The sequence below is a fragment of the Algibacter sp. L3A6 genome (assembly GCF_009796825.1).
Taxonomy (GTDB): domain Bacteria; phylum Bacteroidota; class Bacteroidia; order Flavobacteriales; family Flavobacteriaceae; genus Algibacter.
Window position 1 is genome coordinate 792,367 of sequence record NZ_CP047030.1, and the last position, 13,143, is coordinate 805,509.

The following is a 13,143-nucleotide window of genomic DNA, read 5'->3' on the forward strand; positions in this document are numbered from 1 at the left end:
GATTTCTTTATTCTGAAATAAACTTGTTATTGTTTTAATTGTTCAAAAACCTGAATTAACTCTTTTAGTTTTCCAGGGTTTTCTTCAGCTAAATTATTTTGTTGCCCTTTATCTTTCACAACATTAAAAAGTTTGCACTCTAAAGATACACCTGTTTCTGTCCCTACTTTCTTATTCATTGAAGCACCTTTGTACGGAGGAATCAAAATCCAATCGCCACTTCGTAAAGCTGTATTAGATTTCGCTTCAATAATTAAATGCTCACGTCCCTGCTCTGCTTCACCTAATAATGCCGTTAATAAATTTTTACTATCCGTGGTATTCTCATCGACTCCAACTAGATTTCCTAAAGAAGCCATTAAATCCATTTGACAAACAATAGCATCGGATACATTAGGTTTAATATGATTTTTCCAATAAGTAATAAAAGGCACTCGAGTACCAGCTTCAAACAAACTGTATTTACCACCGCGCAAGCCTCCTTTTGGGTCATGATTTCCAAGTTTTTCTACAGCATCATCATAATACCCATCGTTTAAAACAGGCCCATTATCACTAGAAAAAACAATTAAAGTATTTTCTAAAACACCTTCTTCTTCTAAAGTCTTAATAAATTCACCAATACACCAATCGGCTTCTAAAATAACATCACCTCTTGGTCCCATGCCTGATTTACCAACAAAACGTGGATGGGGCGTTCTAGGAACATGAGGTTGTTGCATAGCGTAGTATAGAAAAAACGGATTCTCTTTATGTGTTTTCACATAGCTTTGTGCTTTTCCTAAAAAATTATCGGCCATATCAATATCACTCCACTTAGCAGCTTCACCACCTTTCATGTACCCAATTCTAGGAATCCCGTTTACAATACTATTATTGTGTCCGTGATGCCATTTCATGGTTGTCAGTTCAGGGTTCGTTTTAGCAGTAGGTTCACCTTCAAAATTCTTTTTATAATTAACTTCTATCGGATCGTTTTTATCAAGATTTACCACATTCCCATTCTCAATATATACCGTTGGCACACGATCTTGAGTGGCAGCCAAAATATAAGACTCATCGAAACCTACCTCATTAGGGCTTGGTTTAATAGTTGTATTCCAATTTACATTTCCAGAACCTAAACCTAAGTGCCACTTACCTATAATGGCGGTTTGATAACCTGCTTTAGCCAACGTTTTCGGCAAAGTAGTTTGCTTTGTACTAATTAATAAAGGCGCATCGCCCGGTAATATTTTAGCATCCTTATTTTTCCATGGATACATACCCGTTAATAATGCATAACGACTTGGCGTACAAGTTGCCGACGAAGCATAACCGTTAGTAAATTTTACGCCACCATTTGCCAAAGCATCGATATTGGGTGTTCGCAATGCTGTAGCACCATAACAACTTAAATCGCCATAACCTAAATCGTCCAAATAAATAATAACAATATTTGGTTTTGGATTTTCAACATCGTCCTTAACTACTGATTTCTGAGTATTGCTTTTACAACTAACAACTGTAAACATCAAAGTAGCGGTGAATATTAAAACGGGTATTATCTTTTTTATCATTCTATTTAATTTAGCTTTTATGAAAAACAGCTTCACTATAAAGTGAAGAAACACTTGGTAACAAACTTACCCACTTTATTAGTGGTAGATTTCTCAATTAAGGGGGAATAATGTTACTTATAGTGTTTTTTAGAGTTTAAAACCGACGGAAAAACTCAGCAAACAACTAAAAAACACATCTACTATTTAAAACTTACTATAAGTAATTCTAAAAATAAAAACGACCAATAACACTTCCAAAACAAAAAAAACATGCCCAATTAAAAAGCAACATAAATTTTAATATTTCATAATTTTCTGTATTACCATAAATACAAATCACACCTAATTAGTTACTTTTAAAAACACAAAAAACATATCATTTTTTTGATAAAAACAATTAATCTAAACAGTTACTTATATGCTAAATTAATCAGTATGTATTTTAAATTAATCTCAACAAAAATATTCTAATTAGAGACGTATGTTGCAGCAAAAAAGCCTATAATCGCATTATTTGTAAGTTTTATCTTAAGAAAAATTGTTAAAAGCAACATTTTGAACCCCAATTTGAGAAAGCAAAAAGAGGTAAACCCTTTACTTTTGACAGTAGATTATCCTAAATAAAGTTATAAGCGTTTGTTAAAGATTTCTAAAATTAAATTTCAACAAATTTTTAGCTTTAAAAAGGAATTAAAAAAACAGTCAACATAACTAAGCTAAAACATTAAAACTATGAGTATAACATTTCTATATTCTCTTAACCCAGAAAACTCTAATTTATGAAGGAAATAAAACTATTTATATTATTACTATCCATCTCATGGTGTTCTTTTTCTCAGGAGGTAATTAAGGGTGTAGTAGCAGATGATTCTGGAATGCCAATTCCTGGTATTAATATTCTCGAAAAAGGAAAGGCAAATGGAGCTGTAACAGATTTCGATGGTGGTTATAAAATTACCGTAGATCCAAATGCCGTTTTAGTTTTTTCTAGTATTGGGTTTCAAACTCAAGAAATTAAAACAACAGGCAAAACAACTATAAACGTGACTATGAAGGAGGATATTCAAAGTCTTTCTGAAATTGTTGTTGTTGGTTATGGTGCTCAAAAGAAAGAAAGTGTTTTAGGATCTATAAGTCAGGTAAAAGGAGAAGAGCTATTAAATTCTGGTTCTAGTAATGTTACTAACGCTTTAAGTGGTGTTTCTCCAGGGCTTGTTGTTGTACAAGGTTCTGGACAACCAGGTGCTGATGACGGCGATATTTTTATTAGAGGTAATGCAAACCCTTTAATATTGGTAGATGGTGTAGAAATTGTTGGTGGATTTGCCAACATAAACCCTAGAGATGTAGAAAACATAAGTACTCTAAAAGATGGTGCCGCAACAGCTGTTTACGGTATTAGAGGCGCAAATGGTGTTATCATTATTACAACAAAACGAGGAAAGACTGGTAGACCAAAAGTGAGCTACAATAGTGAGTTTTCAGTAAAATCTGTTCTTAACGAACCAGACAATGTACTAGATGCTTTTTCGGCACAAAGCGCTTTTAATACTGGAATCTTAAATGACCAAGCTTATACTAGTGGATATGCTTCAGCTGTGGATTTAGCACATTGGAGAGATGGTGATTTACCATACATCTATCCAAATACAGATTGGTTTGATGTTGCCATAAGAGATGATTATGCAACTAGTTTAAATCAAACTATATCTGTTAGAGGTGGTTCTGATTTTGTAAAATACTATGCATCTGCAGGATATTTAACAGAAGGAGATATTACTAAAACAGAAAAACTCTTTAATTATGATCCTAAATTTAAATTTAAACGATACACTTTTAGAGGGAATTTAGATTTCACCTTAACTAAAACTACGCGTTTAAACACAAGTGTCAGTAGCCGTTTAGAAGATAAAAACCAACCCGGTAACGGAAGCGACATTAGCTTTTTAGGATTATACAACTCGGCACCAGGTGGCGTAGTACCCGTATATCCAGCAAGTGTTTTAGAAGAATATCCAGATCCATTTTTCCCTGGCTTATCAGAACCTAGATATGGAACTGGAAGAAATATTTACACAGGTATTAATGCTAGTGGAACATCTCAAGATAATAAAACGGTTTTTTCTATAGATTTAGAACTAGAACAAGATTTAGATTTTATTACTGAAGGCTTAAAATTTACAGGAAAATATAACTACATAAGTTCTTACACCACACGAAGTAGAATAGCTTATGATGCCACATTAGACCCTAGATTAGACACTTACACTTTAGACCGCGATGGATCATGGATTTCTGCTGAAGGCGTAGAATATGAGCGTCCTTTAGAATTTATTTTAGGAAGTGAAACAATTAACGACAGTCAAGAAATTTCTTATCAACGTGCACAATTAAATTATCAACGCTCTTTTGGTAAGCACAGTGTAACTGGTCTAGCGCTTGCTAGTCGTAATAAACGTGTAAGTAATACAACATTCCCTTTTTATAATGAAGATTATGTAGGTCGTGCTACTTATAATTATGATTCGCGTTACTTCTTTGAACTAAGTGGATCTTACAATGGAGATGAAACATTTGCAGAAGGTTACAGATTTAAACTTTTTCCTTCGTATGCAGTTGGTATCAATTTAGCCAAAGAAAATTTTATCAAAAACAATATCCCTGAAATTAACAACTTCAAAATAAGATATTCTTATGGTGAAACAGGATCTAAATCTGGACTAGGCAGTAATCGTTGGCAATACTTAAGTTTCTACGATTTTTACGGAGAGCCTGGTGCTGCTAACACGGAGCAAAGACCAAATTCGAGATATTATTTTGGATTAGATATAGATGATCCTCTTTTAATAGTTACAGAATCTCAAATCGGTAACCCTGTACTAACATGGGCTACTGTAGCAAAACAAAACATTGGTGTTGAATTCGGTTTCTTTGATAATAAAATATCAGGAGAAGTTGATTTCTTCAAAGATTCTAGAACCGATTTAATCAGCATCCCTGGTGCTATATACCCTGCTTTTTATGGTTTCTCTGCAGATTTACCTTTTGTTAATTTAGGTGCTTCTGAAAGTCATGGATATGAAATATCTCTAACTTATAAAAACAAAACTTCAGGAGGATTTAAGTATTCTGCAACTGCGTTTTACGGTTTTAATGAAAACCGTATTCTTAAAAGTGCTTTAGATGGTCCTGGAACTACACCATATACATCAATTTCAGGAAAACCTGCAGGAGCTTCAGCTTTATTACAAACAGATGGTTATTTTCAAAATATAGATGAAGTTGTAAATTACCCTACCGTTAGTGGCACACCTGGTTTAGGAGATTACAGATACATAGATTACAACGCAAATGGAGCCATAACAGGAACTGCTTTAGATGATCAAATTAGATTCGATTTACCAAATGCTCCAAAAAACAGTTATAGTTTAAAATTAAGTGGATCATACAAAGGATGGTCGCTTAGCGCATTAATTAACGGTGTTGAAGGACACAGAGGACTTGTGAATAGCGATTTAGCATTTGCACTTCCTGATGGACTTGCAACAGGATTAGATGAGCATTTAGATTACTGGACGCCTACCAATACCAATGCGGCATACCCTGCCTTACATGCGGTAACAAACCCTAACTTAATAAATGATTCTACAGCTAGAATTGTAGATTTAGATTACATAAAATTACGAAGTGTAAACCTTGGTTATAATTTTGATATGAACAACAGTAAAACATTAAGTGATTTAAGAGTTTATCTTAATGGTAATAATCTTCTTGTAATTTCTGATTTAGATTATGGAGACCCTGAAGCAAACAATCCTGGATCTTACCCAGTACTTAGAAGAATCAATTTAGGTATAAACATGACTTTTTAAAACAAAAAAATTATGAAAACAAGAATATATACATTTGCTTTAATCTGCATCGCTTTTTTTACGAGTTGTGAAGATTATTTAGATAAACAACAAGATTTTGAAGGCCTAGATGAATCTGACGTTTTTGAAGATATTCGTTTAGCAAAAAATGCTTTAGATGCTGCTTATAGTTATTTAATAACTGATGTAAGTGCACCAGGCCAAGGAGGAGATTGGTTACCAAACATGACGATGGCCGGAGAAGGTTATCCGGGTAGATTATGGCAGACGTTTCCACAAACCTACCCTATATATGCACAAGGAGATTATGTTAGCTTAATAAACATGACGCCTTACAACGCTAATGGAACTCCTGTAGGATCAACACCAAACTTTACTTTCAGGTATTATGATTCTTGGAAAGGCATTAGAGCTATAAACACTTTTCTTGCAAATGTTGATAATATAAATAACGGAACTGAAGAAGAAATAAATGGATTAATTGGGCAAGCTTATTTTTTAAGAGCCTTCTTTTACCACTTATTAACAAAACGCCACGGTGGGCTTATTTATTTAAAAGAAAATTTCCAATTAGATAGCGCTCTAGATCACGAGAGAGAATCGTACCAAAGTAACCTAGCAAATATGCTAGACGATTTGGATCAAGCGACAAGCTTTCTTCCTGTAGCTTGGGAGTCGGAAGATGTTGGACGCCCAACAAAAGGTGCTGCTATGGCGCTAAAATCTAGACTTACATTATTTGCTGCTAGCCCATTAGTAAATGAGTCAAACGATCAACAAGCATGGATAGATGCAGCAACAGCCGCTTCAGACCTTATCAATTACGCTAACGATAACGGTTTATATACAATTATTGATGCAAGTGCGGCAAACACTATAGATGTAGACCATAATGGTGACGATCTTTTTCTTACGGAAACGGAAGAACTAGAACCTTACAGAAGTATTTTTATTGGACCTGGTATTCAAAAAACAATTCCATCAGAAGTTATTTTTTCCGAAGTAAATCAAAAGTTTTTTGTTTTCGGAGGAATAATTAGTCCTACACCTAGACATACATTAACTGCTGGCTGGGACCATTTAAGAGGAAATGGAAGCCCTATGTCAATCGGTGCATTAGCTAATTTTGTAGACAAATTTGAAACAAAAAATGGTTTAACCATAGCCGATGATCCTGATTACAACCCACAAGAGCCTTTTATAAATAGAGATCCTAGATTTTATAACGCTATACTATTTGATGGTGTAAAAGATTTAATAGTAGATCCAAATGCTTGGAATTTAACAGGTGTTGTTGATTTAGCACAAGTAAACGAAGAAGGAAACTTGGGATTAAATTTACACGATCCGGGAGGTAATCCAAATTTATTTTGGAGAGTTAGAAATCTTACAGGTCTTCGAATTAAAAAATGGTTACCAAATGGAGCACGATGGTCTGGTGCTGGTGGTACAAACCATCATGTAAATAATAATATTTTTAGAATGTCTGAAGTATACCTCAACTATGCAGAAGCTGCAAATGAGGCCTATGGTCCAAACGGAGCTGTACCAGGATCTAGCTTAACTGCTTTACAAGCTATTAACATGATTAGAAATAGAGTTGGAATGCCAAATGTAAATGCGGCTTACACAGGTTCTAAAGCACTTTTAAGAGAGCGTATTAGAAATGAACGCGCTATTGAATTATGTTTTGAAGGTATTAGATATGATGATATGAGACGATGGAAAATTGCTCATTTAGACGAAAATAAAAAAGTTGAATTTTTAGAAATGCGTTGGCAAGGTGGTGAATCTTCACTATACCCTACTGGTTTTAGTTTTGAAAACGTAGAACAAAGTCAATTAACAAAAACGTTTGATGAAAAGCATTATTGGTGGCCAATTCCTAACTCAGAAATTGAAGCTGTACCTACATTTCTACAAACAGAAGGTTGGTAATCAATAATTATTTAACGCTTTTACAACTAACAGAACTAATTTAATTTATAACAGAAACAGATGAAACTAAACATAACAAGATTAAATGTTTTTATTTTCTTCCTACTCAATGCTATAACTATAAATATTGGTGTCGCTCAAAACACACCTTTAAATAGTCCAGCAGATCAAGATTCGCTCCAAGTAAAAAATGATGACGAGATATTAAAAACGCCATTCGGAGTTTTTAATTTAAGTCAAACTACAGGAGCAGTATTCAGAATTTCAGGAGATCAACTGAGAAAAACGGGAGGAGATAATTTATCAGAAGCATTAATAGGACGTGTACCTGGTTTAAGAATTATTAGACAAACTAATACACCTGGTACAACAGGAGATTATAGCTATGTATTAAACGGAGGTACGCCTTACGTTTTAGTAGATGGAAAACCAAGAGGCTTATTAGTCGATTTAAGAGAAGTAGAAGAAGTTCTAGTTCTTAATGATGGAACTTTTAATTCTTCACTTGGTAATTTCGGTGATAACGGACTTATTTATGTGATTACAAAAGGAGGAAAATCTAGAAAACCAGTAGTAGAAGTTAATTACCAAAGAGCATTAAATACAGCCTCTAGATTACCTAAATTGCTATCTGCTTCAGAATATGCCGAAGTTATTAATAGAGTTTCAAATAACGATGGTCTAGGTGATGTTTATAGCCCAGAAGCTATTGCGGCTTATAACAACGGTTCGGACCCTATCAATTTTCCGAACGTAAATAATCAAGACACGTATTTAGAAGATTTCTCCTCATCAAACTTCGCATCACTTAATACTTATGGCGGCGGAGAGAATGCATCTTACGGTGCTTTTATTGGGTATTCTGACTGGGAAGGTTTAGAAAAAGTAGGATCTAAAATAAACGGTAGAAACCTTAGCTTTAGAACAAAAATAAATGCAAAAATAAATAATTCTCTAAGAGCTCACGCCAGTGTTTATGGTAAATTTGGAGAAAACAACAGACCAATAATAGGTGCAGATGACATGTTTTTAAATATTACTGCAACACCTGCAAATGCCTTTCCTTTAAAAGTTGGAGATTCTGCATATATTGTAAGTAATGACTTTGACACCAATTTATTAGCGGAATTAGAAAATGGTGGATCGCGAACAGATTATACCGCAAACATGGTTTTTGATATCGGTTTAGATTTCGATTTTAAAGATATTGTACCAGGTTTAAAGTACGATACATATTTAATGATGAGAACGTTTAACACACACTCTCTTATAACAGACAACCAACCGGGTTTATATACTTTAGAAAACCTTCAAGATATTACGGGGCAAGACTCTTTAGCTCTAAAAATATATAGAAATGAAGTTTTAGATTTAGATATAGGTAGAACGAATCAAAATAACCAAAGAGACTTTACCTATGCTGGTAACATTAGTTATATTAAACAAATGACTCAGTCTACTTTAACCTTAAACCTCAACCATCTTTTATATTACGCTCCTAATAGAACAGCAACGGCTCCAGATAATCGTAATTTAACTTTCAATTTAAATGGATCGTTTGCTTTGCAAAACAAATACATTCTTTTTGCAAACCTTAACTCTAGCAGCAGTTCTAAGTTTATTGGCACTAATAGGACCAATTTTTTTCCAACTATGGGATTTGCGTGGGTAGCATCAAATGAAGATTTCCTTAAAAATAGTAAAAGCATTGATTTTCTAAAATTTAGAACATCATTTGGTCAAATAGGTACAGAATATACTGCAAGTACATTTTTATACTTAGATACTTGGGCAGGAGGCAGAAATAATGGTACTACATTTTTAGGTACCGCAAATATTGCTCAAAATAAATTTGGATACACTTTATCGACAACTGCTAACGAAGCTGTCGATTGGATTGTATATAACCAAATGTTTGCTGGTTTTGAATTAAACATGTTTAAAAAATTCAATTTCAGTTTTAACTATTTTAATATTCAAATTGAAAATCAAATCACAAAAGCTAGCGAGCTATATGCAGATGCTTTAGGTGGAGATGCTTATTTACCATCATTAAATTTTACAGATAGAAGAAATAAAGGTTTCAATGCTAACATCACGTTTCGTGAAAACAAAGGTTCTTTTAAATATTATGCTGGTATAAATGCTGGATATAATAAAATTGTAGGAGAAAAAATATCTGAAGTACCATATCCTGATCAATACAGATTACAAGAAGGCCAAGCCGAAGATAACATTATTGGTTACGTAAGTGACGGTCTTTTTACTGCAGAAAATATTGGCAGCGCCTTACCTCAATTTGGCGATGTACAAATTGGAGACATTAAATATGTTGACCAAAATGGAGATAACGTAATAGATAGTAGAGATCAAAGAGCTATCGGTAACCAAACACCTAGATTAAATTATGGTATTAATATTGGGGCAGAATATAAAGGCTTTAATTTAGATGTTGTAGGAGCTGGAGTTGGTGGATACGATATTAACCTTGGGTCTTCATCATACTATCAACATAGAGGTTTAAGAAATTACTACGGAAGTGTAAACAGTGATCTTCCTAATGGAAATGCAAACCCTCGATTAAGCACTATTGGTAGCATAAACAATTTTAAAACTTCAGACTATTGGTTAGTTAACGGAAGTTACTTCAGAATTTCTAATGTAGAGTTAGGATATTCTTTACCAAAAAAGGGACCATTTACTAACGTGAAAATATTTTTAAGAGGTAATAACTTAGCTTTATTTAGTAAACTAGATGATTTAGACCCTGAAGACATGAGAGCTGGATTTTTTGAATATCCTTCAATGAGAACCTTTATTTTAGGGACTTCTTTGAATTTTTAATTAATGAATGGTAAAAAAATAAAACAATGAAATTAATCAATAAATTATTACCAATTATTATCCTGACACTAGGGGTTTCTGGATGTAGTGAGTTTTTAGAAGATGAAATTCAGTATACACAAGAAGAAATTGTTGTAGAATCCAGACAACGTTCTAGAGGTTTAATAGACGATATTTATACCGACTATCAATTTAGATATTTCACAGATTTTGGAGTTGAATACCTTACTGATAATGGTGTTTTAAATTCAGAAGAAACAGATTTAGCTACCGGATATTGGGGACCAACAAGCAACCCTTACAGCTATGTTTGGCAACAGTCTTACAATAACATTAGACAAGTTTATCAATATATAGAACTTGTTCACGATACAGGATTACCATTTTTACTGAATCCCAGTGATGCTGAAGAAAACGAACGCGTTTTAGCTAGATATTACGGTGAAGCTTTCTTTTTAAAAGCTTGGGCAGAATGGGAATTACTTAAAGTATTTGGTGGACCATCTGCAGATGGAGAAATGTTAGGGTTTCCAATTGTTAATGGTATTTTAGAAAACGAAGACTATGCCTCATTAAGCAGAAATACATATGATGAGTGTGTTGCCCAAATTAATGCAGATTTAGATATTGCTATAGCCAACCTACCTCTTACATACACAGGCACAGGAGGCGATAACCCAGGTTATAGTGTAGAAGAAATAGGTAGAGCGAGTGGCTTAGCGGCTTATGCTTTAAAAGCCAAAGTAGCATTATTCGCAGCAAGTCCTGCATTTAATCCTTCTAACGATGTTTCTAAATGGGTAGACGCAGCAGAAAAATTTCATGATGTTATTGAACTAAACGGAGGCTTAAAATCACTTAGTGCTTTTGATTTTAGTAATGATGATAATCCTGATCATATCTGGAGAATGCGTTCTTCATTAAACAACAACACTTTAGAGAACCGCTTATACCCACCTACTTTGTACGGACAAGGCGAAGTAAATCCTTCTCAAAATTTAGTAGATGCTTTTCCTTCTGCTAATGGGTATCCTATAGATATGGCAGAAAGTTTATATGATGGTTCTACACCATATACTTCAAGAGATGATAGATTTTATAAATTTATTTTCTACAATAACGATCAATGTTTCACTTCAGAATCTTGTACAGATTTTACAGCTTTAGAAACCTTTGAAGGTGGTCAAGATAATTTTGGTGGATTCATTAAAAGTGAAGGCACAAGAACAGGTTATTACTTAAAAAAGTTTTTGAATAACTTAGATTTCGATCCAGCGGCTCTTAACCCTACCACTACCCTAGAAAAAGTTTATGTTCAACTAGGTTTTACAGATATGTATTTAAGTTATGCAGAAGCTGTAAATGAAGCTTACGGACAACCAGATGTTACTCCTGCAGGATTTAATTTCTCTGCCAAAGAAGCATTAGCTATAGTTAGACAACGTGCAGGTCTTAACACCGACCCTTATCTAGACGAAGTTTCAGCAAATAACGCAGACTTTAAAACACTTTTAGAAAATGAAAGACGTATCGAACTATGTTTTACAGGCGAACGTTTTCATGATTTAAGAAGATGGAAAAATATCGTTAATATTGAAGATGTAAAAGGTGTTAAGATTACTAAAAATTCAGACGACACTTTTTCTTATCAAAATATAGATGTAGAAAGAAGAAACTACGAAGCTAAAAATTACTATTTACCTTTGCCATATAGCGAGTTGTTGATAAACACTAATTTGAAACAAAACCAAGGTTGGTAAAAAATAATAAAATAAAGATTATGAAGAAAAATAAATTAAAATCGATTACGCAATCATTCGCTCTTTTATTAGTGATTGTATTGGGTACTGCATCATGTTCTTACGACGATTTTGTTGAAAATGAATTTGAATTCACTTCTGTTTATTTACCAAAAGCAGAAATAGACCGTACATTTATAATGGGCGAAGGCATGCAAATTGGTGTAGGTGTTGTTTTAGGCGGGCGTTTATCTAATACAGAAAATGTAGAAGTAACTTTTTCTTTAGATGATGTACTTGTAACCGATGCAGGGAACACGGTGTTACCATCAAATTATTATTCTCTTGTAGATAGTGAAGGAAATCCAGCAGACAATAAAATAATTATTCCAGCAGGTAAAACACAAGGGTTTGTTTATGTAAAAGCAGATTCTATTAACTTTCTTGCAGATCCAGTATCATTAGGAAACAATTACGCTTTAGGGTTTAGATTAGATAATGTTGTAAAAGCAGATTCTATTTTAGATGATTTAAAATCTTCTGTAATTTCATTTTCGTATATCAATCAACTTTATGGTAATTATATCCAAACAGGTCAATTTGAAAAAACAAACGGAACTACAGAAACTGTTGTTTACCCAGGAGGTATTACAGACGATTTAGAGTTAACAATGGTAGCTCCAAACACTTTGGTTTGCAATGGTATTGCAGACTTAAGAGGTGCAGATAAAAAAATGAATATTATAATTGCTGATGATAATTCAATCACTATTGACACCGCTAGCGGAGGCGTTGCGATTACCGATGATGGTGGCTCATCATACAACCCTGAAACTAGAGAGCTAATTCTTAATTATTCTTTTGATTTTAATGGCGTAAGTTACGTTGCTAAAGATGTTTTTGATTTCAGAAACCGCGTAGTAGATGGTGTAAACCAAATAGGCATCTAGTTTTTACTTATAATAAATATAAAAGCCTCTCATAAAGTTTTAGACTTAATGAGAGGCTTTCTTTTTTAATCATTTTACAACAAACTTCATTCGGTTGTGAAGCATATTAATCTATTTTTAGAGTTCAAAAACACTTCTCATTTTAAATATTTAATACCAGTTGAAAAGGGATCACAATGTTATAATTCTTCATATTTTAAGTGTATTTCATTTCTTAATAAAAAAGATTTTTAAAATACCCTAAGGCACTTTTATGCTT

General features: G+C 33.5%; 6 protein-coding genes. 5 read left to right on the forward strand and 1 reads right to left on the reverse strand.

Annotation, left to right across the window (positions count from 1 at the left end; translation table 11 throughout):
- Positions 1 to 26: 26 nt before the first annotated feature.
- Positions 27 to 1,559 carry a sulfatase family protein gene (locus tag GQR98_RS03285; RefSeq protein ID WP_233268070.1) on the reverse strand — a complete coding sequence of 511 codons (1,533 nt, stop codon included), beginning with the start codon at positions 1,557 to 1,559 and terminating at the stop codon, positions 27 to 29.
- Positions 1,560 to 2,320: 761 nt separating this feature from the next.
- On the opposite strand from GQR98_RS03285, the gene GQR98_RS03290 reads away from it, so the two are divergent.
- Genes GQR98_RS03290 through GQR98_RS03310 form a run of 5 tightly spaced genes read left to right on the forward strand, consistent with a single transcriptional unit; the run spans position 2,321 to position 12,884 of the window.
- Positions 2,321 to 5,413: a SusC/RagA family TonB-linked outer membrane protein gene (locus tag GQR98_RS03290; RefSeq protein WP_159018266.1), complete on the forward strand. Its 3,093-nt coding sequence runs from the start codon at positions 2,321 to 2,323 to the stop codon at positions 5,411 to 5,413.
- 12 nt (positions 5,414 to 5,425) lie between these two features.
- Positions 5,426 to 7,351, forward strand: coding sequence for a RagB/SusD family nutrient uptake outer membrane protein (locus tag GQR98_RS03295; RefSeq protein ID WP_159018267.1), 1,926 nt, complete (start codon positions 5,426 to 5,428; stop codon positions 7,349 to 7,351).
- Positions 7,352 to 7,411: 60 nt separating this feature from the next.
- Positions 7,412 to 10,195, forward strand: a complete 2,784-nt coding sequence (locus GQR98_RS03300) for a SusC/RagA family TonB-linked outer membrane protein (RefSeq protein WP_159018268.1) — start codon at positions 7,412 to 7,414, stop codon at positions 10,193 to 10,195.
- Between the two features lie 26 nt (positions 10,196 to 10,221).
- Positions 10,222 to 11,955 (forward strand): RagB/SusD family nutrient uptake outer membrane protein, encoded by a 1,734-nt coding sequence (locus GQR98_RS03305; RefSeq protein ID WP_159018269.1) that lies wholly within the window; start codon positions 10,222 to 10,224, stop codon positions 11,953 to 11,955.
- Positions 11,956 to 11,975: 20 nt separating this feature from the next.
- Positions 11,976 to 12,884, forward strand: coding sequence for a BT_3987 domain-containing protein (locus GQR98_RS03310; protein WP_159018270.1), 909 nt, complete (start codon positions 11,976 to 11,978; stop codon positions 12,882 to 12,884).
- Positions 12,885 to 13,143 lie beyond the last annotated feature (259 nt).

Excerpts from the sequence above, each read along its gene's own strand:
- GQR98_RS03285 (WP_233268070.1), bottom strand. The coding sequence starts at position 1,559 with ATGATAAAAAAGATAATACCCGTTTTAATATTCACCGCTACTTTGATG.
- GQR98_RS03290 (WP_159018266.1), top strand. The coding sequence starts at position 2,321 with ATGAAGGAAATAAAACTATTTATATTATTACTATCCATCTCATGGTGT.
- GQR98_RS03295 (WP_159018267.1), top strand. The coding sequence starts at position 5,426 with ATGAAAACAAGAATATATACATTTGCTTTAATCTGCATCGCTTTTTTT.
- GQR98_RS03300 (WP_159018268.1), top strand. The coding sequence starts at position 7,412 with ATGAAACTAAACATAACAAGATTAAATGTTTTTATTTTCTTCCTACTC.
- GQR98_RS03305 (WP_159018269.1), top strand. The coding sequence starts at position 10,222 with ATGAAATTAATCAATAAATTATTACCAATTATTATCCTGACACTAGGG.
- GQR98_RS03310 (WP_159018270.1), top strand. The coding sequence starts at position 11,976 with ATGAAGAAAAATAAATTAAAATCGATTACGCAATCATTCGCTCTTTTA.